Origin of the sequence: Glutamicibacter sp. B1 (assembly GCF_039602135.1) — a bacterium.
GTDB classification, from domain to species: Bacteria; Actinomycetota; Actinomycetes; order Actinomycetales; family Micrococcaceae; genus Glutamicibacter; species Glutamicibacter ectropisis.
This window is the reverse complement of sequence record NZ_CP125942.1, coordinates 3460820-3486262: the sequence shown is the minus strand read 5'-3', so window position 1 is coordinate 3486262 and position 25443 is coordinate 3460820. Positions and strand designations below refer to the sequence as shown.

The following is a 25443-nucleotide window of genomic DNA, read 5'->3' as shown; positions in this document are numbered from 1 at the left end:
TAGCGCTAACATGGTGTGAGCCCAGTCTCACTCGCACAGAGTGGCACATTTTCAAGGAGGAAAAGATGGCATGGAATAACTGGACCCGCAAGGCTGCAGCGACCGTTGGTTCCCTCGCATTGGTTACCGCACTGGCAGCCTGTGGCGGCAGTGGTGCAGGTGGCGGCGCAGGCGCCGGAGACGGCGAATCAAAGGCGCCGGAGGACATCCAGGTAGGCGTAGCAATGCCTACCGAAACTTCCGAACGCTGGATTGCTGATGGTGCGTCCGTCAAGAAGCAGCTCGAAGAAGCTGGCTACACCGTTGACCTACAGTTCGCGAACGACGACATCCCTACCCAGCAGCAGCAGATTGACCAGATGATCACCAAGGGTGATGACATCTTGGTAGTTGCCTCGATTGACGGCACCGCACTATCCACCCAGCTGCAGGCAGCAGCCGACGCCAACATCCCGATCATCGCCTATGACCGTTTGATCAATGGCACCGAAAACGTTGACTTCTACGTCACCTTCGACAACTACAACGTCGGCGTACAGCAGGCTACCTCGCTGCTGACCGGTCTTGGACTCTTGGATGCCGATGGCAAAAAGACCGACAAGAAGGGCCCGCTGAACGTTGAGCTCTTCGCAGGTTCCATCGATGACAACAACGCACACTTCTTCTGGAAGGGTGCCATGGATACGCTCCAGCCATACCTCGATGACAAGACCATTGTCGTGAAGTCCGGCCAGACCGACATCCAGCAGGCAGCAACCCTGCGCTGGAGCCAGGAAGAAGCCCAGTCGCGCATGGAGGACTTGATCACCGCTCACTACGCCGGTGGCAAGACCAAGATCGATGGCATCCTCTCGCCATTTGATGGCATCTCCCGCGGTGTGATCACCGCACTGTCCAACGCTGGCTACGGCAAGACCATGAAGGCTGGCCTGCCAGTAGTCACCGGTCAGGACGCTGAAATCGCCTCGGTGAAGCTGATTGATGACGGAGTTCAGTACTCCACCATCTTCAAGGACACCCGCAAGCTGGCCACCCAGGCAGTCGACGCTGTCAAGGCCTACGCCGGTGGCGGTGAGCCAGAAGCCAATGACACCGAAACCTACGACAACGGCAAGAAGGTTGTCCCATCCTTCCTGCTGGATTCGGACATCGTGATCAAGGACAACATCAAGTCCCTGCTCGTTGATTCCGAGTACTACACGGCAGAAGAAGTAAAGGCCGGTCAGAGCAAGTAGTTTCCCGCACTCCGCGCTGGCCGCAACATCAAGGTGTTGCGGCCAGCAACGGGTAGGGTGCTCACAGCACACAGCAAGGACGTGCGCACTATGGACAGCACCATCCTGCAAATGCAGGAAATCTCCAAGACTTTCCCCGGGGTCAAGGCGCTCGACGGCGTCAACCTGTCGGTTCGCAAGGGCGAAATTCACGCCATCTGCGGCGAAAACGGGGCCGGCAAATCCACCCTCATGAAGGTACTCTCGGGCGTTTACCCGCACGGCAGCTACGAGGGCAAGATCATCTACGAAGGCCAAGAACTTAAAGCCTCGAATATCAAGGATTCCGAAGCCCAAGGCATCGTCATCATCCACCAGGAACTGGCCCTGGTGCCCTACCTCTCGGTGGCCGAAAACATTTTCCTCGGCAACGAAACCTCCAAGGGCGGTTTCATCGACTGGAACGAAACCAACCACCGCGCCGCACAGCTGCTAGCCCGAGTGGGTCTGGATGAACTTCCGGTGACCCAGGTGGGACAGCTGGGTGTGGGTAAGCAACAGCTGGTGGAAATCGCCAAGGCCCTGAGCAAAAACGTTAAGCTGCTGATCCTCGATGAGCCGACCGCTGCGCTGAACGACGATGACTCCGAGCACCTGCTCAACCTGCTGCGCGGACTACGCGACCAAGGCATCACCTCAATCATCATTTCGCACAAGCTCGGCGAAATTGAAGACATCGCCAATACCACCACCATCATCCGCGACGGCCAATCCATTGAAGCCCTGGACATGGCCGACCCGACCTCCAACCAGAACCGCATCATCCGCGGCATGGTAGGGCGCGAACTCTCCTCACGCTACCCGGACCGCGAACCAGAAATCGGGGACGTGGTCTTTGAGGTGCGCGACTGGTCGGTCCAACACCCGGTCCAGCAGGACCGCACCGTGGTGGATCACGCCTCACTGTCCGTGCGCGCCGGAGAAATCGTGGGCATCGCAGGACTCATGGGTGCCGGACGCACCGAACTGGCGATGAGCATCTTTGGGCACAGCTACGGTCGGAATATCACCGGCAGCGTGCTGATGGGCGGCAAGGAAGTTGATACCTCCACCGTGGGCAAGGCCATTAAAGCCGGCATCGCCTACGTCTCCGAGGACCGCAAGAAGTTCGGGCTAAACCTGATCGAAGATATTCGCGTGAACACCACCGCGGCCGGGCTGGGGAAAATCTCCTCCAACGGCTTCGTGAACTCCAACCGCGAAATCCAGATCGCCGAACACTACCGCAAGTCCATGCGCATCAAGACCCCCAATGTGATGGCGAAGGTCGGCAACCTCTCCGGCGGTAACCAGCAGAAAGTGGTGCTGGGCAAATGGTTGCACACCGCACCGGAACTGCTGATCCTCGACGAGCCCACCCGCGGCATCGACGTCGGCGCGAAATACGAAATTTACACCATCATTAACGAGCTGGCCGCAGCCGGCAAGGCGGTTCTGGTGATCTCCTCCGAACTGCCCGAACTGCTAGGCATCTGCGACCGCATCTACACCCTGGCCTATGGCCGGCTGACCGGCCAACTGCCGGTGACCGAAGCCACCCAGGAACGCCTCATGGAACTCATGACCATCGAGAAGGAAAGTACCCGATGACGATCACCACCGAGTTGAAGGATATCTTCACCAAGAATTTGCGCACCTCGGGCATTTACATTGCCTTTGTGCTCATCGTGGCACTCTTCAGCATCCTGACCAACGGGCTGCTGTTGAGCCCCACCAACATCACCAACATCGTCCTGCAGTACTCCTACGTGCTGATCCTGGCCCTGGGCATGATCATCGTGATTGTCGCCGGGCACATTGACCTCTCGGTTGGTTCCCTCGTGGCATTAACCGGCGCGGTATCCGCGGTGCTGGTCATCAAAAACGATATGCCCTGGTGGGTCGGTATGCTCGCCGGTATCGCGGTGGGCGCACTGTGTGGTTTGTGGCAGGGCTTCTGGGTCGCCTATGTGGGCATCCCCGCGTTCATCGTGACCCTGGCTGGTATGTTGCTCTTCCGCGGTTTGACCTACGAAGTGCTCAACAACGTCTCCCTCTCCCCGTTCCCGGGTGAATATGGTCAGATCGCCGGTGGCTTCCTCAACGGTCTGCTGGGCGGATACGGCTTTGATACCTTCACCCTGGTCATCGGCGTGATCGCTGTGGTCGGTCTGGTGTACTCGCAGTGGCGTAACCGTCAGGGACGCGTGAAGTACGGGCAGAGCGTTGAATCCCTGGCCATGTTCCTAGGCAAGAACCTGCTGATCGCTATCATCATCCTCTGGTTCTTCTGGCAGATCGCCACCAGCCGTGGCATGCCGATCGTCCTGATCATCCTGGCCGTGCTGATCCTGGGCTACAACGTGCTGACCACCAAGACCGTCTTTGGTCGCCACGTGTACGCCATCGGCGGCAACCTTTCGGCCGCCAAGCTCTCGGGCGTGAACGTGAAGAAGATCAACCTGTGGATCTTCATCAACATGGGCCTGCTCTCGGGCATCGCCGGCGTGGTCTTCTCCTCGCGCTCCAATGGTGCCCAGCCCGGCGCTGGCAACATGTTCGAGCTGGACGCGATCGCCGCCTGCTTCATCGGTGGCGCTTCCACTACCGGTGGTGTCGGCCGAGTGACCGGCGCGATCGTCGGTGGCCTGGTCATGGCGGTGCTGTCCAACGGCATGCAGCTGATGGGTGTGGGTGCTTCCACCCAGCAGATCGTCAAGGGCATCGTGCTGCTGCTGGCCGTGGCCTTCGACATCTACAACAAGCGTCGCGCAGGCGCTACTCACTAAGTCGCGGCCCCGCGCAGTGTACGACTGGGCCCTTCTGCACCGGCGTGTGGAGGGGCCCAGCGTGCGCTAACACCCAAGAACTCGCACTTTGAATCGCACCAGCTAAGAAAGAGGAATCATGCCCAGCGTGAGCGAAGCACAGGTTGGCAGCGTCAACGGCCAGATCATTAAGCTGACCGCCCACGGCTTCAATGCCGAAATCGCTAGCCTCGGCGCGAGCCTAGTCAGCCTCCAATACCAGGGACGAGACCTGGTGCGATCCTTTGACCCCCAGCACCCCCGCCCGGTTTTCTCCGGAGCGATCCTCGCCCCCTGGCCCAACCGCATCACCGATGGCCGCTATACCTGGGACGGGGAAGCCCGACAGTTGCCGATCACCGAGGTTGACCGCTCACATGCCCTGCACGGGCTGGTGGTCGACACGGAGTTCACCGTTGACCAGCACAGTGCTGAATTCGCCGAGTTCCGCACCACCATCACCCCGAGCGAAGGCTACCCCCATCACCTGCAACTGGTCATTGGCTACGGGTTAGAAGCCGATGGCTTGCGCACCACCGCCACCGCCACCAACCTTGCAGATGCGCCGGCACCTTTTGGCTGGGGATCGCACGCTTACCTGGTGGCCCCGGGAGAGCAGTTGAACAACTGGACGTTGAGCCTGCCGGCCCACAAGATTCAACTCACCGAAGGCGAACGCCTGCTACCCAAAGAGGTCATCGAAGTCGCCGGCACCGAGTTCGACTTCCGCACCCCACGAGAACTGGGCACCACCTTTATTGATCATGCCTACACTGCCCTGGAATTTGATGCCCAGCATCTGACCCGCGCAGTACTCACTGATGAGCACGGGGTCGGTTCACAGATCATCTGGGATGACACCTGCCCCTGGGTACAGATCCATACCGCGGACCGTGATGAGCCTGAACTGGACCGTACCGGACTAGCCATTGAACCGATGACCTGCCCGCCGGGGGCCTTTAATTCCGGTGAGGACGTGATCCGTTTGGAACCAGCGACCATCCACCAGGCCGGCTGGTTGATCGGCCCGGCCTAGGCTCGTTGGATGAACCGACTTGCTTGAACCCACCGACTTGAGAAGTATCTGGAGACATTGCCATGCCGCAGGGCAACGCAGCACATGAAATCACCCATCGGGTGCACCACCTCGCCGACGGACGCGAAGCGATCTTCTTCGCTGACGCTACTTCGACCGTGCCCGAACAGGTCGTTGACACCCGAGCCTTGGATCCACGCGGTGAGCCCGGGGAACTACGCTTCGACCGGTTGACCGGGGACTGGGTGGCTGTGGCAGCCCACCGCCAATCGCGCACCTATCTGCCGCCCAAGGACCAGTGCCCGCTGTGTCCAAGTGTGGGTTCACGTGAAAGCGAAATCCCCGCCGAAGATTTTGACGTGGTGGTCTTTGAAAACCGATTCCCCTCACTGGGCCCGGCGCTAGGACAGGTGCCAGAACGCGCGGAGAATCAGGTGCCGGTACCGGCTTACGGGCGCTGTGAAGTGGTGGTCTTTACCCCGGATCACAACGGGTCTTTTGCTTCACTGAATGATGAACGTGCCCGTACCGTGATTGAAGCGTGGGCGCAGCGCACCCAAGAGCTCTCGGGGATGGAAGGCATCGCCCAGGTCTTCCCTTTTGAGAACCGCGGGCAGGATATTGGTGTTACCTTGCACCACCCTCATGGTCAGATTTACGCCTACCCGTACCTGACACCTACGGCCCGCAAGATGGCAGAACAGGCGGTCAAACATCTTGAGGCTACCGGTCGTACGCTGCTCGGAGACATCCTCGAATTTGAGCAGGCTGAAGGTACTCGCATGGTGGTGCAGGGTGAACACTTCTCTGTTTTTGTTCCCTATGCAGCGCGCTGGCCGCTGGAAGCCCACCTGGTTCCACACCGCCACGTGCCAGACTTTGCAGCGTTAAACGACGAAGAAAAAGACGAGCTCGCGATCATGTATCGAGATCTCTTGCGTCGTTTTGATGCACTCTATGACACCCCAACTCCTTATATCGCCGCCTGGCATCAAGCCCCGCTGGCTGCCCCAGAGCGTGCCGCCTCACGGTTGCATCTGCAACTGACCAGCCCGCGTCGAGCTGCCGACAAACTCAAGTTCCTCGCCGGGTCTGAGGCGGCGATGGGAGCTTTTATTAATGACGTACCAGCCGAAGCTACGGCAGCAAGATTGCGTGAGGTCACCCCGTGAGCATTAGTGACAGCCAAGAGCATGCGGCCCGCGTGGCCGCACTACGAGAAAAGTTCACCAAGACTTTCGGACATCATCCGGAAGGCATCTGGCGTGCCCCGGGACGAGTAAACCTGATCGGTGAACACACCGACTACAACATGGGATACGTCCTGCCCTTTACCATCGACAAGAACGCCTTGGTAGCCATCCGTCGCAAGTCGCAACTGGAACCAGAGAGCACAACACTTCACTTCGCCTCAACCTACGGTCAGGCGGACTCGCTTCCCATCACCTCCATCACTATTGATGAGTTAGTGCCGCGTGCGGTCCCAGGATGGGCAGCCTATCCGGCGGCCGTGGTGTGGGTACTGAACCAGCTGGAGGGTGTTGAACTATCAGGGTTTGAGCTATTGGTGGACTCGGATGTTCCCGTGGGCTCGGGATTGTCCTCCTCGCACGCCCTAGAAGTTGGGACCATTGTTGCTCTGAACGATCTCTATGATCTGGGGCTCTCGCTCACCGAAATGGCTCAGCTGACCCAGCGCGCCGAGAACGAATTTGTGGGTGCCCCGACCGGGATCATGGACCAGAGCGCTTCATTAATGTCGCAGGCGCAGCATGCGTTGTTCTTGGATTGCCGTTCCATGCAGGCGCAGAATGTGCCGTTGCCCTTGGCGGAAAATGACGCGGTGGTATTGGTCATTGATACGCGGGTGGAGCATTCGCATGTTGATGGTGGTTATGCTGCGCGTCGACGAAGCTGCGAAGAAGCCTGCGAAGTTTTGAAAGTAGACGCTCTTCGCGAGGTAAGCGATGTTGCCCAGCTTGAGGGCATTGAAGACCCGGTGATCAAGCGCCGCGCAAAGCATATTGTCACCGAGAATCAGCGAGTCTTGGATACCGTCGAGGTTCTGCGCGAAGGTAACCTCAATGCTGTCGGCGAGCACTTGTATCAGTCTCATGTTTCCATGCGGGATGACTATGAGATTTCTAGTGAAGAACTTGATGCCGCTGTGGAAGCAGCGATGGGGGCTGGAGCGATAGGTGCCCGGATGACCGGTGGTGGCTTTGGTGGCAGTGCCATTGCCTTGATTCACCGCGACCAGGTGGAACCGGTCAGCCAGGCGGTATTAGAGGCTTTTGAGCAGGCCGGTTATGTACAGCCGAATATCTTCGCCGTGGTGGCTGACGAGGGGGCCGGCCGCGCGTAGATGGTGGGGCCGGTGACATCATGGTGAAGATTGTGTTGTCTCAGACTTGTTTGAGCGCCCCTGAAGTGGGCCTGTCTGGTGGATTGCCTACAGCCCGTAGTCAATGGACATTAAGTAACTGGGAAAACGCCTCAGATATCGTAGCTCTGGCTCCATAGATGGTGTGAAGGAATCTGGGGCGTACGACGAGCTCATGGGATTTTCGGCCGCAGAGAAATACAGCTTGATGGCAAGAATTCTGGCAAGACCATAACTTCATTCAAGAAATAACTTGAATCAGGCGAGCAACTAAATTTATTTCCCTCGGGGTCTCTTCTGTCGGAGGATTTACCTGCTAGACAATGCCTCTGCCTGTCACCCGTCGCAGCGCTTCGGAACGGACGGCCGTAAGCCTGAGCTGCTTCGAATGCGGGAAAGGCTCACCATGGTCCGCCATCCAGTGAATCTTAGCAACGTGAACTGCTCTGACTTCTACGTCCATTGGCCAAGTTTCAGCGCTATGCGTTTGGACGGAGTGGGTATCCAATGGCTAGAGGTATATTTTGGAGCGGTGACCTAGATCCAGGGCGACGATGGTGAGTTCTCCGTCGATTACATCGCAAATGACGCGGTAGTCTCCGACGCGGTATCGCCAAAGGCCTGTCAACGGGCCTTGCAGGGGCTTGGCACGTACGCGAGGATCATCAAGTGCTGCCACTTCATCGAGGTAGTTCATGATCTTTTGTGAGACTGGTTTATCCAGCCGTTTTAAGGCTTTGATCGCCTCCTAGTCGTACCTACCCTCCCAGGCCAAGTTCACGCCTTACATCATCACTGGAAACGGTCTGGCGACGACCTGCCCGAATCTCGGAGGCGTTCTGGGCGATGGTGTATTCCCGCTCAATCCGATCAAGTCCGGTCGTGATCAGCTCGCGTAAGTAGAACGCTTTAGAGCGGCCTGTTGAGGCGGCTAATCGGTCAAGGCGCTCTTCAGTCTCTTGAGGTAGTCGAATGCTGGTTGGCATCTAGTCCTCCTTCAAAAGTGAATACATGTATTCACCAGTTTACGACTCAGACCACGACTACCAGCAGTGTAAGTGGCACATAGGATTGCACACATAGTTTTCGGATAACGATCACCAGACCTAAAGCTGCAATTTAAGCCCCACATGGCTCTGTTCATACCCCAAACGTGCATAAAACTCGTGGGCCTTGACCCTCGAATTATCGGTGGTCAGTTGTGCCAGGCGGGCACCGCGAGCCCGACCGTGGGTATGCGCCCATTCAAGCATTGCCCGGCCGACTCCTTGCGACCTTTCGCTGGCGGCCACGCGAACACCTTCAATCTGTAGACGTGTGGTGCCGTTGCGGGATAACCCCGGAATGATTGATAACTGCATCGTCCCGATGACAGTGTCTTGTTCATCGCGGACTACTGCAAGATAGTTGGATGAGTCGCGGCTGATCTTGTCGAAAGCCCGTTCATAGGTCACCAGCTCGCTGCCTTCACGGGTGGCACCCAACTTGTCATCGGTAAGTAGTGCGACAATGGCTGGTACATCAGAGCGTTCGGCTCGTTGCACACGGTAACGGCGTTCACCCAGGCGCAGCAGTCCACCGGCTGAAGCGCGGGCCTGTGAACGTAGTTTGAGGATCAGGGCATCAAGCCAGCCACCCACATGTTCACGGCCCTCGGCGGTATCGGGATAGCGGCAACGCAGATGTAGACCGGCATCATCAAGGATGAACCACAACATCACCCCATCGGTGCGGATATTGGCGCTGATGTACTGCGCTTGAAGACCGATAGAGTCAACGCGCACCGGGAGTCGGCGCAGGTCCAACCAGGAAATGGCGAACATCCCTGGGGCTTCGGGCATACCCCCAAAGGGTTCCAGGATTTCTTCCAGCGGCCACGAACCGAGTCGTACCGCTTCCTTGACGGCAGCCGCGCAGGCCAGCGGGGCAGGATCGGAGGATTCAATGACCGAATTGGTGATGAACCAGCCCACCGAGTCATTCCATTGGTGATCGTAGCGGCTATGCACCGGAAAGACCGCACGTAGCGGGGCCTGGGCCAGTTCCAACGTCACCGAGGTCATCGCCGAAACAACAGCGCTCAACGTGGAGACAGAATCCTCTTTGGCTTGAGCAGCAAAAGCCGCGCTGTCATCGACATCCAAGACATCTCGGACTTCTACCCGTTCGGCGTGGGGGACTGGTTCTCCCAGGGGCAAAGGGAAGCGGGGCATCACCGAACCGCTGGCTTCCAAGACCTCTGCCCAGCGTTGGTGCACCTCACGTGGTGCACGTTCACGTTCGGATAACGCGCGGGTGTGATCGGTAAAGCTTGGCGCGGGTAGCGGCTGTGCGACCACGTCATCATCGGAAAGCCCCAGCGCTCGCAGTAGATCACGCACGATGACCAGCATGGACCACATGTCGACGTGTGAATGATCTGAGGCAATGATGAGGGTTGATTCCAGCGCGGTTTCCAAGAGACACAAACGGTGAGACGGGGCATTAAAGGGAGCGCAGGCTTGGTCAAAAACATCTCTCAAGGCTTCATTCATTGACTGACCGCTGGCCACAGGGTGCTGCACCCAAGCACCGGGTGAAACGTTGATCTGCTCAAGTCGTAGTTCGCCTTGAGAGTCATGGCTGAAGGCTGACCGCATGGTTCCATGGTGGTTGATGACTTCTAACCAGGCGGTAGCCAGATCTTCTAAGCTCACCTTGGCTGGCAACCTGAAACTGATGGCCATCCATGATCCTGGACGTTGGCCCAGAGAGACATGACGCCTCTGATCAAAAGAAATAGGCAACTCAATATCGGTAGGTTGGACCGAGAGGTCGTAACCGTGCAACTTTCCGAAGGGCAACCGTAACTGTGCAACGTTCGTCAGTCTCATGGCGTTATCCTATTACCCAAGATTGACTATGACGGAAGCGAACTTGGATTATGGCGAAATTTAGTGTTCAAGGCGCTGAACTTGCAGTAGAACTCAGTGATGAAGGTGGGCATCCGGTAGTTCAGTTACACGGGCTGACCTCCAGCCGGGCCCGTGACCGCGTACTGAATATGGATCTCGGCCGGGGGCTGAGCGGCACACGGTTGCTTCGCTATGATGCGCGCGGACACGGAGAATCCACCGGACGCAAAGTGGTTGAAGACTATGAGTGGAAGAACCTTGCAGATGATCTCTTAGCTTTGCTCCATGAGTACTTCCCGAACGAAAAAGTGTACGGTGTGGGCCCTTCGATGGGTTGCGCTACTTTGCTGTACGCAGCAATCAAAGAGCCCGAACGCTTCTGTGGGCTGACCCTACTACTACCGCCAACGGCGTGGGAATCGCGGAAGGCCAAAGCCCAAGCCTACTTAGATCAAGCTCAAATGCTGGAAACTCAGGGGTGGGAGGCCTTTATCCAAGCTGATGTAGATCAGCCAGTACCTCCCGCAACTATCGGCAATCCGATCACTGTCCCGGATAATTCACCGCAGTTATTGCCTACTATTCTTCGTGGTGCTGCCGCCAGTGACCTGCCACAACTAGCGCAGCTGGCCCGAGTCACCGTGCCCACCCACATCCTTGCGTGGACCGAGGATCCATCCCATCCGGTCACTACCGCGCAGGCATTGTTATATGCGTTGCCGCAGGCGAGGTTGGACGTTGCCAGCACCCGTGAAGAAGTGAATGTATGGCCGCAACAGCTGATGGAGGATGTGCTCAAGCACAGTGCCCTGCACCCGGCAGAACCGATTCTCTAGCTACGGCGTAGTTCTTCGGCGATGAGATCCATCGTGTCAGCAATGGCTAACGAATCGTGCAGCGGAATCACCGGCGACTCAAGTAGCCCTTCGCTGAGGCACTGCGCGACATGCGCCGCTTCCCAACCCAGACCAGTGGCGGGGGAATGCTCGGTGAAATCCTTGCTGTCGGCAATACTGCCATCACTACGGCGCAATGTGAGTCGGCTACTGGCAAAAATGGGGCGCTGCACCTCTAGAGTTGCCTTAGTTCCGGCAATCCAAGCTGACTGCGGAGAGTCAGTTTCGATGCTGCTGAAGATGCTGGACGTGGAACCGTCCTCATTGGCAAGTAACGCTGTAAAAGAAGCATCAACACCGCTGTGGGTCATGCGCCCGGAGGCGTGCAGAAGTCGCTGAGCAGGGGAGACCATATGGCTAAAAGCAATCGGGTAGATCCCTAGATCAAGCAATGCTCCACCACCCAGCGCTGGATCATAGATCCTTGAGGTGGGGTCAACGGCAAATTGTGCTCCGAAATCCGCATTAACGGCAATGATCTGACCGAGCAGTCCCGATGTGATGACCTGCGAGATGACGCTACCGACGGGCAGAAGGCGCGACCACATTGCTTCCATAACAAAGACTTTGGCGGCTTTGGCCGCGGTGATGACCTGCTGGGTTTGGGCGGAGTTGAGAGTCAGCGGCTTTTCCACCAGAACATGCTTTCCTGCGCTGATAGCTTGTAGTGCCAAGTCCGCGTGTCCGCTGTGCGGGACTGCTATGTAGACCACGTCGACCGTGGGATCCAGAAGTACTTGATCATATGAACCGTAGGCGCTCGTGTCATTATCACCATGTTCGCGGGCGAACCTTGCTGAACGTTCCTGGCTGCGCGAACCCACCGCTGAGATGCGGCTCTGTGTCAAAGTCGTGAGGGAACTGGCGAACTGCGTGGCAATCCAGCCTGGTCCTAGAATCCCCCAGTTCACTGCGGGCGCCGTTGAGGGATGAGCAAATGATGGGCTCGGTAGTGAAAGAGGCACAGTAGCTCCCTAAACGGGTGGGTGGGTAACTGCTCTTTACCCTAGCGACCTGTCGATGTCAGTAAAAGGGAAACGGCGAACTATCTAAGTATCTGACCACCGGGGAAGTGGCCATAGAAACTACACAGGGCTAGCTGGGTCAATCCTCTGTAGCTATTCCTATGCTTTAGTTGCACCCTTTATTTCACACTTTTTCATAGGAGCATTCATGAATCCCCCACCACGTTGGTTTGGCTCTCGTCCCTTGCCCCGACCGGAAGAAGACCTCGAAGACCAGGGTCTGGCCTTCGACGTAGGAACACTCATTGAGCGTCGAAAGGTGCTGGCCGGTGTTGGGCTAGGCGCTGTAGGTTTCGCCTTGGCGGCCTGTGCACCAACGAGCAGTTCAGACTCATCCACCACCGCTGAGATTCCCGACGAAACCGCTGGTCCTTACCCGGGTGATGGTTCGAACGGCCCAGATGTTCTCGAAGAAAGCGGCATCGTTCGAAGCGATATCCGTTCTAGCTTCGGCGAAAGCACCACCACCGCTGAAGGCATTCCCATGACTCTCGAGCTGAGCATCGTGGACATGGCCAATGGCAACGCTCCCTTTGAAGGCGTAGCAGTTTATGTCTGGCATTGTGACCGTGACGGTGAATACTCGATGTACTCCACTGGCCTGGAAAACGAGAACTACTTGCGCGGTGTGCAGGTAGCTGACGCCGATGGCATTGTTCGTTACACCAGTATCTTCCCGGCCTGTTACTCGGGCCGTTGGCCACACATTCACTTTGAGGTTTACCCAGATACCGACTCCATTACCGATTCCACCAATGCCATCGCCACGTCTCAGGTAGCTTTGCCGAAGGATATCTGCGACGCAGCATTTGCTACCTCGGGATACGAAAAGTCAGTCACGAATATGAAGAGCCTGACATTGGAGACTGACAATGTCTTTGGCGACGATGGTGGCGTTTCACAGCTGGCAACAGTAACCGGAGATACAACTTCGGGCTACACGGTAAAACTGACCGTCAACGTCGATACCAACACTGAACCATCTGCAGGTTCCGCCCCGGATGGTGGCGGTATGGGTGGCGGGGGAACCCCGCCTTCAGGTGGACCAGGTGAGCAAGGTGGCACCCCACCTTCGGGCGCACCGGGCGGAACTCCACCATCGGGAGCTCCTTCGATGCCATCTGATGAGGGCACAACCTCTGCCTCACCATCAACTGATTCCAGCAGTTATCGTCTTAGGCCAGCGGAGCAGCAATGCTATCCGCTGGCCTTTAGGCTCTGTTTATTTTTCAAAACTTCGCGTCAGCTAACGACAATGCGGGCAAAACGAGTCAGCTGCTGTCCTTCGTTGACATAGGAGAAGTCCTGCGAGGTGGCAAAGGCGTAGTGCTCACCGGCAGAGCGCAGTACGGTTTCTTCGGTAGTGACGATGCGCAGGGTTCCTTCAAAAACCAGAATCATTTCTGACCAACCGGCAGGATCCGGTTCGCCAACATAACGCTCCGTGGGTTCAAGAGACCAGGTTAAAAGCTGCGCTTCTTTGTTTGCTGGAACGGAAGCCATGAGGGTCGCCACGCTTCGAGGGTGTTGCCCTCTCCATACGATTTCATTGATAAAGGAACGTGGAGCTGAGGGTTCTGCGACCAGGTCAACAAACGTCACGCCCAAAGACTCCGCAAGTCGGTCTAGCCCGGTGAGGCTGATGTTTGCTTCGCCGGCTTCCAATTTGATCACCGTGCGTCGGCTAACCCCTGATTGGTCGGCGAGGGCTGCTTGGCTCAAGCCTGTAGCAAGTCGTAGCCGGCGAACATTTCTACTGACGTGGGTCAGTACTTCTGCGCTGTCACTGGTTTGCATGTGAACTATTATTCACCATAAGATTGTGCATTATGTTGCACAATCAGTCCCGTTGGCGTGCGTTCTCCCGCCAGGAAGCCGTATTGGTTCTCGCCACCGTCGTCTGGGGCGCAACTTTTCTGATCATCCACATTGCCGTCCAATACAGTGGCCCGTGGTTTTTTGTGGGGATGCGATTCATGACAGCAGGGCTCATTAGCGCCCTGCTTTTTGCGCGCGTCCTCAAGGGGCTCACGCTCAAAGAAGTATTTGCCGGAGCCTGCATCGGAGTGATGATCTTCTTCGGCTACGGTCTGCAAACCGCCGGACTGCAGGCGCTGAACAGCAGTACTTCGGCCTTCATTTCTGCACTTTATGTCCCGCTGGTTCCACTTCTACAGTGGCTGGTCTTCAGGAAGAAGCCAGGGCTCCTGACGTGGATTGGCGTCGCACTCGCGTTTATTGGTTTGGTGCTTTTGGCGGATCCGGGAAGTATCGGGGTCACCTTCGGCACCGGAGAAATCGTCACTATTATCAGCACCCTCCCAATAGCCTTAGAGATCATCTTCATCGGCTGGTTTGCTGGCAAAGTACACCTTGGTCGGGTCACGGTAGTGCAGCTTCTTGTGGCCGGCATTCTCGGTTTTCTAGCTGTTCCAGTCACTGGTGAACACATTCCAGAATTTTCATGGGTGTGGATCGTAGCTTCTGTTGCCTTGGGTGTGGCTAGCTGCATGATCCAGCTGGCCATGAACTGGGCACAGAAGTCCGTGTCGCCAGCGCGCGCGACGATTATCTATGCCGGGGAACCGGTGTGGGCAGCCATTATCGGTCGCATCGCGGGGGACCGACTACCACCAGTTGCCATCGCTGGAGCTGTGTTTATCGTTGCGGGGGCATTGATTAGTGAACTTTCCCCGCGAAAGAAGACTGCCGTCAGCGCTCAGCACGAGGACGAGATTGAACGCGCTGAAGTGTGACGGCAGTCTTTCGGTGATTGACCACTGAAGCAGATTGGATTTGAGCGGAGCTCAAAGACTTTCCGGTGGCCCAGACGAGCTATTTACTGATCAGTAACATCGGCATAGGATGAGCTTATGTTGACCCAGAGCATCACCAGTGAAGTCGTTAGCGTCCTCGTGACCGCACGAGATAGCGTGCAAGCGACGCTCTTCAAACCAGGCACAGAGATTACTGGCGTACTGGTAATTCATCCAGCAACTGCAACACCGCAGGGCTTCTACCGGGCCTTCGCGCAGCATGCCGCCGGTAGGGGAATACTAACGATCACCTACGATTACCGTGGCACTGGACTCTCCGGGTCTCCTAAAGCGCTCCCTGAGATCAAGATGCGTGACTGGATCCAACAAGATATTCCAGCCGTCGCGCAGTGGGCGGCCGAACGCTATCCGGACCTGCCCCATTTTGCCTTGGGACATAGCGTCGGTGGACATGGGCTTGTGCTGAATTACGGGACCGAGCGTCTGAAAGCGTGCGCGATTACTTCAAGCCATGTGGCCGCACTGCGTACTATTTCTCCGCTGCCCGAACGACTTCGCGTCACTGCGGTCCTCAACCTCATCGGACCAGTGCTGAGCAGGCTCATCGGCTATATGCCAGGAAAGAAGCTAGGGCTCGGCGAAGACATTCCTCGTGAAGCTCTGCTTGATTGGAGCAGCTGGACCCTAAGGAAGAACTACTTCTTTGATGACCCCAGCATGGCCGCTGTGCAAAGGGCAGAACAGCTTCGAGTCCCAATGCTGGCGGTAGGCGCCAGCGACGACCTATGGGCCTCACCCCACCAAATGGACGCCTTAACTAGCCATGTCACCGGGGTGCCCGTTGAACGCCGCACCTACACCCCTGAACAGGTGGGCGCCAAGAGCATCGGGCACCACGGTTTGATGCGCCGAGGCATTGGAGAACCAGTCTGGGATGACATCCTAGATTGGTTTGAAGCTAAAGATCCACGGAATTAGACAGCACCGGTAATTGTTTCCGGGCAGTGTCGAGCACTGTCAGATCCAGGTCCACCACGAGCAGTTCTGGCTCAGCCCCGGCTTGGGCGATGACCCGTCCCAACGGGTCGACAACAAGTGAATGACCGACGCCCAAGGGTGCTGTGCCATGCAACTTCCTGCCAACACTGACTGGATCTGCCTGATCAACCGCCACCACAAAGGTGGTGGAGTCTAAGGCCCGAGCCTTGGCGAGTGTGGTCCATTGTTCCACTTTGCCGTCGCCGGCACCCCAAGAAGCGCTGACCACGTTCACCGCTGCCCCAGAAACTGCATTGCGGATAAAGAGTCGCGGGAATCGAAGGTCATAACAGGTGGCAAGACCTACGGTGCTGCCTTCATGCTCAAACTGGACAGGTGTACTTCCGGGGGTGACCGAGTCCGACTCGGCATAACCAAAGGCGTCGTAGAGGTGGATCTTGTCGTAGTGCGTATCGACATCGGCACCAGCAACCACGAGAGTATTGCGCACCCGGTGGCCCTCCCCAGGAGTAAACATCCCAGCGATGATGGTGATTCCAATGTCCCTAGCCAACTGGCGGACTAAAGTGGCCCACGGCCCGTCGAGGGGCTGTGCCACCTGAGTCAGGTCATTGCCAAAAGCGACCTGCATCGCCTCTGGAAAAATTACCAATGAAGCTCCAGCTTCTTTGGCCTGCTTCGCATGATCGCGTATGGTCACCAGATTGTGCTGCGGGTCTGAAGTGCTCAGTACTTGGGCGAGGGCAATTTTCATCAGACGTTGTTCCCTTCAGCCATCTGTTCTTCTTCACGGCCCTTGGATACGGACATGATGTCGGCTTGGCGCTCGCCGTCGACGCGGGCGGCCAACTCATTAAGCTGGGCCATTGATTCTGGCGAGAGCTTCACGTTCAGCGATTGCAGGTTGTCATCAAAGTGGTGGGTATAACGCGTGCCGGGGATCGGGGAAACAGCCACATTGTGGAGTCGAGCCTGTTCATAGACCCACGACAGTGCAACCTGAGCCGTCGTTGCCTGTTCTCTTAAAGCGACCTCTTCAATAATCTGCCTAAGAGGGAGATTGTTGGCCATCCTGGAATCTTCGAATCGAGGGAAGTTACGACGGACATCATTGGGCTCCAACTGATCAAAGGAATCAACTTCTCCGGTGAAATAGCCACGTCCCAATGATGCGTAGGTGACCAGACCGACGCCTAATTCGCTGGCCGTAGGCAACAACCAGCGTTCGATGTCACGGCTGAAGATGGAGTATTCCATTTGAATGGCGGTAATTGGGTGGACCGCGTGCGCACGGCGCAATTCATTGGCGGTAACTTCGGATAAGCCGACGTGGCTCACCTTGCCGGCCTCGACTAATTCCTTATATGCACCCATTGTTTCTTCAATGGGGATCCGGCTATCAACCCGGTGATAGTAGTACAGGTCAATATGCTCTACGCCCAAGCGTTGCAGGCTCTCGTCGAGACATTTCTTGATGAAGGCAGGGTCTCCATTGACCCGTGGCTCTGACGGGTTCTTGGGGCGGACAATTCCAGCTTTTGTCGCCAGGGTGACTTCATCTCGACGTGTCTTCAGCACCGTGGAAAGCAATGTTTCGTTGTGCCCGGCACCGTAGATGTTTGCGGTGTCTAAGAAAGTCACTCCCGAATCGATCACATGGTTCACGGTGCGCAGCGACTCTGTATCGTCTGCTGAGCCGTAGGCGCTACTCAACGACATGCATCCGAAACCTTGGGCAGTCACGCTCAAACCTTGACCCAATTCAATCGTGTCGATGTTGTGCTGATCTGCCATGCCGGTCCTTTGCGTTGAAGTTATTACCTGTTAGTGAGCCTAACTAAGCCGTGCGTACTGGGCATCACCATCCGATGCATGTTGAGAAAAATTAACTCTCTACTCCGCGACACGCCTAAGCAAAACATGATCTGACATGTTTAAAGAGACAGAGTCTCATAACCGAGTACCAGTCTCTGAGTAAGATTCTTGTCATGGGTAGCGTAGTACGCGAACGAGTGCGCGAGAAGATGAAAACAGAACTGGCACAGCAGTTGTACGCTGTTTTTGCCGAGCGCGGTTTAGAGAATGTCACTGCCCAACAGGCTGCCCAAGCAGTGGGTATTTCCAGAGCAACTTTCTTCAGATATTTTTCATCGAAGGAAGACGCCGTGGTCACCGCTTTACGATCCATGAATATGCATTTTTCTCAAATGCTTGAGTCCATGGTTTCGAACCCCAGTGAGAGTCTGCTTGAACTTTTGCGTCGTAGTTTTGAACCGACGGTCCTGGCCGCTGAAGGCGACCCGGGAACGATGCGCTCACAGATCAATCTGGTCAAGAGTACCCCTGCATTGCGAGCCACATGGCAGGAGTCGAGGAGGGAACAGAGTAGTGCTCTTGCCCAGGCGCTTCACCCGTATTGCGCCAATCCGCGGCTGGCCGATACATCTGCCCTACTTGCGCTAACACTCTACGACCACGCGCTTCTTAGATGGGTTGAATCCGATGAGCACAGCCTGCGCGAAATCCTCGACGAGGCCTTCGACTTTGCGGCCATGATTGACGACAAATGGTCAACCAGTAGGTAGGCGTAAATAAGCTGAGCCTACCTAGAAGTTGCGCAAGTGTTGCTGGGAAACTAGGCACGGTGGCATCCACCGAATCCCCGAGCAGGATTGCGAGCAACAACTAATGAGCATGGAAAGTGCCGCATGGCATTCGCTATGGAAACTATCTGGCGAGCGTGGAAAGGCCTACGCTTCAACGACACCCAAACGGGTCCTGAAATTTGCTGCTGGATATAAAACCCGGCTCCTGATCTTCGTATTGTTCTCGGTGATTGCAGCTGTCCTCGCCGTGGTTACCCCAGTCCTGGCTGGCCGAGTCGTTGATGAAATCGTGGCCCAGTCCGGTGTACGCACCATCGTTAATTTGGCCATCATCATGGCAGTGATCGCGGTGTTAGATGCCATTACTTCCGTCATTGTGCGTTGGTTCTCCTCGCGTCTTGGCGAAGGAATTATTTACGACCTGCGTACCGCGGTCTTCGACCACGTGCAAAAAATGCCTGTAGCATTTTTCGCTCGCACACGTACTGGTGCCCTAGTGAGCCGCTTGAACAACGACGTCATTGGTGCGCAATCAGCGTTTGCAGGAACACTTTCGGGCTTAGTCTCAAATACGGTGGCGCTGATTCTCACGGCCGCGGTCATGTTCACCACCTCGTGGCAGGTCACGCTGCTTGCGCTGGTGCTTCTGCCTATTTTCCTTTTGCCTGCCCGCCGCTTCGGCAAATCGGTGGCTCTTCTGCGCCGTGAATCCGCTGAGCTAAATGCGAGCATGGGCAATCAGATGACCGAGAGGTTCTCCGCACCTGGTGCGACACTGATCAAACTCTTTGGCAGTCCCAAAGATGAGTCGAAGCAATTCGCCCTGCACGCCGGACGAGTCCGAGATATCGGCGTGAAGATGACGATGCGCCAGTTCTACTTTGTGACGGCATTGACGTTGGTCGCGGCGTTGGCGCTCGCATTGGTTTACGGATTGGGTGGCATGTATGCCATCCGTGGAGAGCTCGCCGCTGGTGATGTTGTCACCCTTGGCATGCTACTGACCAGGCTTTATACCCCATTGACTGCGTTAGCTAATGCTCGTGTAGAAATCACCAGTGCTTTGGTTAGCTTTGACCGTGTCTTTGAAGTCTTGGATTTAGAACCACTGATTTCCGATGCCCCAGACGCACGCCGCCTCGCCGTCGGTGCCCCGGTTCCGGTGAAATTTGATCACGTGAACTTCTCGTACCCCAGTGCAGATAAAGTCTCGCTGGCATCGCTAGAAGAAGTAGCAATCCTGGACACCCGCGGCGGTGAACAGGTCCTGCATGACATTAACTTTGAAATTCCAGCAGGGCAAACATTTGCCCTGGTCGGTTCCTCAGGGGCCGGTAAATCCACTGTGGCCTCGCTGCTGGCTCGACTCTACGATGTGGATTCGGGAAGCGTTCAGTTGGCAGGTCAAGATATCCGAGACCTGAAGTTAGATTCGCTGCGAACTTCCGTGTCGATGGTGACTCAGGACGGACACTTGTTCCATGAAACGATCCGTTCGAACCTTTCCTTGGCTCGACCAGATGCAACCGATGAACAGATTTGGGAGGCGTTGGAACGTGCCCGCCTTAAGCCGGTAATTCAGGCGTTGCCTGACGGGTTGGAAACCGTGGTTGGGGAGCGCGGCTATCGGCTTTCCGGTGGTGAACGGCAACGTATGACTATCGCTCGGTTGTTGCTGGCTGCCCCACAGGTGGTCATTCTGGACGAAGCGACCGCGGCCTTGGACTCTGCTAACGAAGCTGCGGTGCAGGCAGCTCTGGCTGAAGCATTGGAGAATCGTACGGCGCTGATTATTGCGCACCGTCTATCCACCATCCGCTCAGCTGATCAGATTCTGGTAGTCGAAGCTGGTCGCATCATTGAACGCGGTACTCATACGGAATTGCTTGCGCTTGGTGGCCGTTACACCCAGCTCTACGAAACTCAGTTCGCTCAGTAGCGGAGCAACTCCATCGCTCGCGTAGCTGGAAAGAACGCTTCTGGTGACAGCCGTGCTCAAGATGATGAACGGATGCAACAGCAACTAACCTAGCTGACTGGCTAATATGCGTTAGTTTTGGGCCCGTATTGACGGCTGAAGCTACTAGGGACTACGCGCCTTGCCTGGACAGGCTAGCGGTGCAAGGCTCCCGGCATTTTGGACAGATAAATGGCCTGACACCGCATTGAGGTATGTGCGCCGTTAGATCTCATGTCCCTCGGGCTTAAGATTTTGTCAACTACATAAGGGGTCGTACGGCTGAATTTTGGGTCTCAAGTGGATTCAGTCGTGGCCGGTCCATGACTGACGGAATGCCCTCCCGCTATGAAACACTTCTTGTGGTCCATTGCGCTTGCCGAAGATTCGTGGCCCGGAGAGCAGAATTCCTGGTTTAGATGGCAGGGCGTTCGCGGGCTACATCCCTGACTCGTTGCTGACCCATGATCCAATCAGCGATGGGCTGATCGATATAGCCGGTCAACCGCGCAATGTCCTGCAGTCGCCGATTCGCCTCAACGTGGAGCAGCGGTTCGCAGTGGGCCACCCGGTTACGCAGGCTGTGGAGGTTATTCAAGGGCGCCTTGACCTGCCGCAAACCTTCAATCCCCGGTTTGATGCCGGGGAAGGCGTTCTTGACCGCTTCATCCCAGAGGCGCAGCTGAGGTGTTGGCTTGCTGTTGGGCCACGGGACCAGGTGATTCCATGTACCGAAACTGAGCTGGAAGACTAGGTCGTCGTGGGTGATCTCAGCATGCTTGCGGGCATGGGATGAAGGGCGGGAAGACTTTGCAGCACCCGCATTATTACGGGCTTTCTTCAAAGGTGTGGCCACCAGGCCGTGCAGTGGGATGGCGGTGTCGATGCACCATTGATCGGTGAAGGTTTTACCCGGATTTCGGGGGTTATCCGATTGCTGCTGGTTCCAGTCCCTCAGCTGGGTGTCGATGGCATTGCGCACAGCAACCTCGGCATGGCCCAAAACTTCGTGGAATGCCCCGGCGAGACGGGCATTCCAGGCATAGAGGTCATAGGCCAAGGACGTGTCGCCGCCAGCTGCAGTGTGGTAGGTGCTGAAACGGGAGTCCCCGAAAAACTGGGCGGGGTCAGGTACTGGTGAAGTGTGCAAGGTAGGGTCCTCCAAAGGTGAAAGTTGAATACGGGGTAGCGCGCGCGTAGGATGGAGGTATCGCGAGGAACAAGGATTCTCGCTGAATACATCGTACGAGCCCCGCTTTCGAGCGGGGTTTCTGCGTTAAACGGAGACGTTTGGATCTTGTTTTGCTGATGATTTAGCCGCAGCTTTCGCTTGGGCAAGAAGCGATTTCCTGTTCTCTTTGGAGTACGCTTCCAGCGGCCATCGATGCCAGATATGCCGATATGTATTAGTCGTGAACGGGTCATTAGCTTTACGACTGATCTCCTGCATGAGACCTAGGCAGCGTAGTTCGCCAAACCCTCGTTCCGCGGTCCTCTCGCTAATGCCGTACCACTTACCGATTTGCTCATAAGATTTATCTAACGTCATCGCTTTAGGGTCTTGGGTTTCTCGTAGCAAAATGAGCAACGTGACCTTTCCTGGCATCGTCAACTGGTCGATGTGCCCCTCGGTCCAATACGCATAAGGCAACGCAAAATAGCGTTTCTTACCCTTATGATCCAGCCCGGCTTTAAGAGCGAAAACAGGTTTCTTAGCCCGAGGATCGGCCACCGCGAGAAGATCGACCTCCGGGATGGAAAGAGCCTTCGCGGCACGTTTTACCGCGCGCATCTCACTATTTAGTACTAGAGCCCACGCTTTCCACGACAGCGGCGTGCCTTCGAGAATAGGGCTCAACGCGTGAATGCTCAGGAGCAGATCCAGTTCGAGACGGCTACGTCGTTTCAGCAACTTGGAAAGCACCGTGTCGCCACGGTCATCTCCAGAGAACTTCTGAACGAATTCGAAGTCAATATTGACGAATCCGCGTTTTGCACGCGTGAACAGATCCTTGCGAATCGTTTCGGGGGTATACGGGTCCTCATCTACTAGTTGGTCAGCGACGGAAATTTCTTTACCATCTGAGGATGTCAAAAGGTCGGTGTTCATGCTTGAACTGCACAACTTTAGGTTCGCATTTACCGCAAAAGATCATTAGTTAAAACGACCATTTGAGGTGCCATTATGTAAGGTCATGCGATTTCTTAGTGCAATACCTCTGCGATACCCTGCAACACCGTTAAGCGTTAAGGCTCTAGACGCCTGATGAGCGCATTGTCGGAATTGCAGAATGAACGCTCGGCTCTAGCTTGATATCAATTTCGGCCGATAATCCAAGAGCCACTACTTTGTATAGGTCAACCAACCACACCCGCTTTGGATTTCAAAGGGACACCCATGCTATCGACAGCTACCATTTCCCCGAACTCTAAGAGCTGTCATCAAAAAAGGGGAGCATCTTGAACTCATACATTCTGGTGAGCAATGCTTTCCGCAAGTGATCAACGGGTGGAAGAATCTAGGTCATGGATGAGCTGACGCGCGATAAGGTGCAACGAAGAACGTTGTGGATCCTTTCCATTTCTCAGATCTTTGGCACCATCGGTGTCGGGGTCGCGCCATCCATCGGTATTCTCTTGGCTGAAGAAGTGACCTCCAACGAAGCGTGGGCAGGCCTAGCTCGGACGGCCAGTACCTTGGGCGCTGCTCTGTTAGGCATACCCTTGGGCAACCTTGCCGCACGCCATGGCCGACGCATAGCTCTGGCAAGCGGTTGGTGGCTGGCAGCCCTCGGAGGCCTACTCCTAGTTCCTGCGGCCCAGTTCCAATTGGTGGTGCCCCTCTTTGCGGGTTTGCTAATGATTGGATCTGGTTCGGCCATAAGTTTGCAGGCGCGTTTTGCTGCCACTGACTTGGCCAGTGATGATCACAAGGGCCGGAGCCTGGCGTTGATTGTCTGGGTTGGAACCATCGGGACCGTACTAGGGCCAAACCTTGGAATACCGGGCCGAATCATTGGTGATGCGACCGGCCTGCACATCTACGCAGGAGCTTTCCTTATTGCCGGGGCGGCCATGGCGGTGGCGGGTCTCTTGGTGTTCGTCTTGATGCGTCCGGATCCGTTGCTGGTCAATCGCAGTAGCAACCAATTAGTCGCATCGGCCATACCCACTCGGCAACGAAGGGGTATTAAGCGATTTGCGGTAGAGCTCCGTCTCAATGCGCCAGCTCGTTATGCGGTGGTGTCGATTCTCAGTGCCCAGGTGGTCATGGTGGCCATCATGACTATGACACCTATCCACGTCACCCACCATGGAGGTTCAGTGTCACTGGTCGGGGTGACCATTTCACTGCATATTCTGGGAATGTACGCACTGGCGCCAGTGGTGGGGTACGTGGCTGACCGGTGGGGGTATCGTCGCTCCATCGCTGTAGGGCTGGCGATTTTTGTGGCCTCGTTGTTGGTCGGCGGGGTACACCCGGTAAACATGGGGTGGATCATGACTAGCTTGATCCTGCTAGGCGTTGGCTGGTCGTTTATTAACGTGTCCGGCTCTGCCCTTTTCGCCACGGTGATTAATAAGCAGGAACGCGCCTCGGTCCAAGGCGGGGTCGATGCGTTGTCTAACCTCTGTGGCGCCACCGCAGCATTTGCTGCCGGACCTTTGATGGCATTGAGTTCTTTTTCTGCGCTGACCGTGGTTGCGGGAATTGTGCTTTTGCCACTGGTCTTCATGACAGTGGTTGCGCCCCAACGCATGGCCGTGAAGCGTTAGTCGGCGGCGGCCACCAATTGCACGCCGAGCTCATTGGCTGCAGCCAGTAGTACTGGCACTGCGCTTTGGGTGAATTTATCGTCCACGCGGGTGACTGGTCCCGATACCGAGATGGCCATGGGTGTTGGAGCACCAGGCACTGGAACGGCAATGCATCGCACACCCAATTCTTGTTCTTCCTCGTCAATCGCGTAGCCACGTTCGCGGGTGGCTTCTACGTCGGTGAAGAGTTTGCCCAGCGTGGTGATGGTATTCGCGGTTTTCGGTGGCATGCCAGCCTGGGAGACTAAACGTTGCACGCGTTCATCATCCAAGACCGACAGTACGGCTTTACCTACGCCGGAGTTGTGCAACATTGCCCGGCGTCCCACCTCGGTAATCATGCGCATCGAGTGTGCCGACTGAACCTGGGCAATGTAGGTGACCATGTCGCCATCCAGGACGGCGATATTGGCTGACTCGCCGAGTTTGGTGACCAGATCCTTGAGTACCGGTGAAGCCAGTGCACCAAGCTGACGGTTGGCTACTTCACCCAAGCGAATGAGTCGTGGACCCAGGGAATAGCGACGGTTCGGTAGCTGACGGACGTAGCCCACTCCTACCAAGGTGCGCAGCAGGCGGTGGATGGTAGGCAAGGGTAAGGGAGTGTCGGCAGCTAATTCGCTCAGTGCTGCTTCACCGCCAGCGCGGGCGATAACTTCCAGAAGCTCAAATGCGCGTTCGACGGACTGGACGCCGCCAGTGGTGGACTTACTGGAAGTCTGCGTCATCTTTTTTGCTCCTTAGTTAGGACACTCATTTTGGAAGTAGCTTACGCGTAAGTTCTACAATGCGAAATCCCCGTCTCAAGAATAGCTCAAAACCATGCTTTTCTTCCACGATCCGATAATTCTTCAACAAAAATCCGTGGTTGAGCCCACAAATACCCCTTGCGTTTTCATTTTGAGGATAATAGTATCCACTATACGGAAATCTTTTGGATTGCCGGGATCATGAATCAGCAGCCAACGGCACCATGACGGTGCAGGTTGCA

The 25443-nt window shown here is 56.2% G+C and carries 23 protein-coding genes; 13 read left to right on the top strand and 10 right to left on the bottom strand.

The features are described from left to right. Positions 1 to 65 precede the first annotated feature (65 nt). The 6 genes from chvE to galK all read left to right on the top strand — a co-directional run bounded on the left by chvE (position 66) and on the right by galK (position 7461). Positions 66 to 1235, top strand: coding sequence for a multiple monosaccharide ABC transporter substrate-binding protein (gene chvE, locus QMQ05_RS16390; protein ID WP_345471795.1), 1170 nt, complete (start codon positions 66 to 68; stop codon positions 1233 to 1235). A 90-nt stretch (positions 1236 to 1325) separates the two neighbouring features. Next, positions 1326 to 2864 carry a multiple monosaccharide ABC transporter ATP-binding protein gene (gene mmsA / locus QMQ05_RS16385; protein WP_345471793.1) on the top strand — a complete coding sequence of 513 codons (1539 nt, stop codon included), beginning with the start codon at positions 1326 to 1328 and terminating at the stop codon, positions 2862 to 2864. Continuing rightward, positions 2861 to 4042, top strand: coding sequence for a multiple monosaccharide ABC transporter permease (mmsB, locus tag QMQ05_RS16380; protein WP_345471791.1), 1182 nt, complete (start codon positions 2861 to 2863; stop codon positions 4040 to 4042). The genes mmsA and mmsB overlap by 4 nt, the downstream gene beginning before the upstream one ends. 127 nt (positions 4043 to 4169) lie before the next feature. Further along, complete coding sequence (locus tag QMQ05_RS16375; protein ID WP_345471789.1) at positions 4170 to 5096, top strand: aldose 1-epimerase family protein; 927 nt, start codon at positions 4170 to 4172, stop codon at positions 5094 to 5096. 62 nt (positions 5097 to 5158) lie between these two features. Then, a complete protein-coding gene (galT, locus tag QMQ05_RS16370) occupies positions 5159 to 6268 on the top strand; it encodes a galactose-1-phosphate uridylyltransferase (RefSeq protein ID WP_345471787.1) in 1110 nt (369 codons plus the stop codon). Further along, positions 6265 to 7461 (top strand): galactokinase, encoded by a 1197-nt coding sequence (galK, locus tag QMQ05_RS16365; RefSeq protein ID WP_345471786.1) that lies wholly within the window; start codon positions 6265 to 6267, stop codon positions 7459 to 7461. Before galT ends, galK begins: the two co-directional genes overlap by 4 nt. Positions 7462 to 7990: 529 nt before the next feature. On the opposite strand, the gene QMQ05_RS16360 is transcribed toward galK, so the two are convergent. The 3 genes from QMQ05_RS16360 to QMQ05_RS16350 form a co-directional block, all read right to left on the bottom strand. Then, entirely contained in the window at positions 7991 to 8221 is a 231-nt protein-coding gene (locus tag QMQ05_RS16360) for a type II toxin-antitoxin system RelE family toxin (protein WP_345474794.1), read from the bottom strand. Positions 8222 to 8237: 16 nt separating this feature from the next. Then, the gene (gene relB, locus QMQ05_RS16355; protein WP_345471784.1) at positions 8238 to 8465 is read right to left on the bottom strand and encodes a type II toxin-antitoxin system RelB family antitoxin; all 228 of its coding nucleotides are present in this window, start codon (positions 8463 to 8465) and stop codon (positions 8238 to 8240) included. Positions 8466 to 8585: 120 nt separating this feature from the next. Then, entirely contained in the window at positions 8586 to 10352 is a 1767-nt protein-coding gene (locus QMQ05_RS16350) for a GNAT family N-acetyltransferase (protein ID WP_345471782.1), read from the bottom strand. A 50-nt stretch (positions 10353 to 10402) separates the two neighbouring features. On the opposite strand from QMQ05_RS16350, the gene QMQ05_RS16345 reads away from it, so the two are divergent. Then, entirely contained in the window at positions 10403 to 11209 is an 807-nt protein-coding gene (locus QMQ05_RS16345) for an alpha/beta fold hydrolase (protein ID WP_345471780.1), read from the top strand. Here the strand turns inward: QMQ05_RS16345 and QMQ05_RS16340 are convergent. After that, positions 11206 to 12180, bottom strand: coding sequence for a Gfo/Idh/MocA family protein (locus QMQ05_RS16340; protein WP_345471778.1), 975 nt, complete (start codon positions 12178 to 12180; stop codon positions 11206 to 11208). The two genes, QMQ05_RS16345 and QMQ05_RS16340, sit on opposite strands and share 4 nt — an antisense overlap. 262 nt (positions 12181 to 12442) lie before the next feature. On the opposite strand from QMQ05_RS16340, the gene QMQ05_RS16335 reads away from it, so the two are divergent. Then, positions 12443 to 13591, top strand: a complete 1149-nt coding sequence (locus QMQ05_RS16335; RefSeq protein WP_345471776.1) for an intradiol ring-cleavage dioxygenase — start codon at positions 12443 to 12445, stop codon at positions 13589 to 13591. Here the strand turns inward: QMQ05_RS16335 and QMQ05_RS16330 are convergent. Continuing rightward, a complete protein-coding gene (locus QMQ05_RS16330) occupies positions 13537 to 14091 on the bottom strand; it encodes an XRE family transcriptional regulator (protein WP_345471774.1) in 555 nt (184 codons plus the stop codon). The two genes, QMQ05_RS16335 and QMQ05_RS16330, sit on opposite strands and share 55 nt — an antisense overlap. A 32-nt stretch (positions 14092 to 14123) precedes the next feature. Between QMQ05_RS16330 and QMQ05_RS16325 the strand changes: the two genes are divergently transcribed. Beyond that, complete coding sequence (locus QMQ05_RS16325) at positions 14124 to 15050, top strand: DMT family transporter (RefSeq protein ID WP_345471772.1); 927 nt, start codon at positions 14124 to 14126, stop codon at positions 15048 to 15050. Between the two features lie 117 nt (positions 15051 to 15167). After that, positions 15168 to 16049, top strand: coding sequence for an alpha/beta hydrolase family protein (locus tag QMQ05_RS16320; protein ID WP_345471770.1), 882 nt, complete (start codon positions 15168 to 15170; stop codon positions 16047 to 16049). Here the strand turns inward: QMQ05_RS16320 and QMQ05_RS16315 are convergent. Continuing rightward, positions 16030 to 16824: a carbon-nitrogen hydrolase family protein gene (locus QMQ05_RS16315; protein WP_345471768.1), complete on the bottom strand. Its 795-nt coding sequence runs from the start codon at positions 16822 to 16824 to the stop codon at positions 16030 to 16032. The genes QMQ05_RS16320 and QMQ05_RS16315 overlap by 20 nt on opposite strands. After that, the gene (locus tag QMQ05_RS16310) at positions 16824 to 17864 is read right to left on the bottom strand and encodes an aldo/keto reductase (protein WP_345471767.1); all 1041 of its coding nucleotides are present in this window, start codon (positions 17862 to 17864) and stop codon (positions 16824 to 16826) included. The genes QMQ05_RS16315 and QMQ05_RS16310 overlap by 1 nt, the downstream gene beginning before the upstream one ends. A 194-nt stretch (positions 17865 to 18058) precedes the next feature. Here QMQ05_RS16310 and QMQ05_RS16305 point away from each other — a divergent pair, with 194 nt between their 5' ends. Both QMQ05_RS16305 and QMQ05_RS16300 read left to right on the top strand, forming a co-directional pair. Beyond that, a complete protein-coding gene (locus QMQ05_RS16305; protein WP_345471765.1) occupies positions 18059 to 18655 on the top strand; it encodes a TetR family transcriptional regulator in 597 nt (198 codons plus the stop codon). 103 nt (positions 18656 to 18758) lie between these two features. Next, positions 18759 to 20615 (top strand): ABC transporter ATP-binding protein, encoded by a 1857-nt coding sequence (locus QMQ05_RS16300; protein WP_345471763.1) that lies wholly within the window; start codon positions 18759 to 18761, stop codon positions 20613 to 20615. A 433-nt stretch (positions 20616 to 21048) separates the two neighbouring features. Here the strand turns inward: QMQ05_RS16300 and QMQ05_RS16295 are convergent, their stop codons facing one another. Together QMQ05_RS16295 and QMQ05_RS16290 are read right to left on the bottom strand one after the other, a co-directional pair. Continuing rightward, the gene (locus QMQ05_RS16295; RefSeq protein WP_345471761.1) at positions 21049 to 21783 is read right to left on the bottom strand and encodes a hypothetical protein; all 735 of its coding nucleotides are present in this window, start codon (positions 21781 to 21783) and stop codon (positions 21049 to 21051) included. A 126-nt stretch (positions 21784 to 21909) separates the two neighbouring features. After that, a complete protein-coding gene (locus QMQ05_RS16290; protein ID WP_345471759.1) occupies positions 21910 to 22743 on the bottom strand; it encodes a hypothetical protein in 834 nt (277 codons plus the stop codon). A 416-nt stretch (positions 22744 to 23159) separates the two neighbouring features. Here QMQ05_RS16290 and QMQ05_RS16285 point away from each other — a divergent pair, with 416 nt between their 5' ends. Beyond that, positions 23160 to 24410, top strand: a complete 1251-nt coding sequence (locus tag QMQ05_RS16285; RefSeq protein WP_345471757.1) for an MFS transporter — start codon at positions 23160 to 23162, stop codon at positions 24408 to 24410. Here the strand turns inward: QMQ05_RS16285 and QMQ05_RS16280 are convergent. Next, a complete protein-coding gene (locus tag QMQ05_RS16280; protein ID WP_345471755.1) occupies positions 24407 to 25180 on the bottom strand; it encodes an IclR family transcriptional regulator in 774 nt (257 codons plus the stop codon). The two genes, QMQ05_RS16285 and QMQ05_RS16280, sit on opposite strands and share 4 nt — an antisense overlap. Positions 25181 to 25443: the final 263 nt, after the last annotated feature.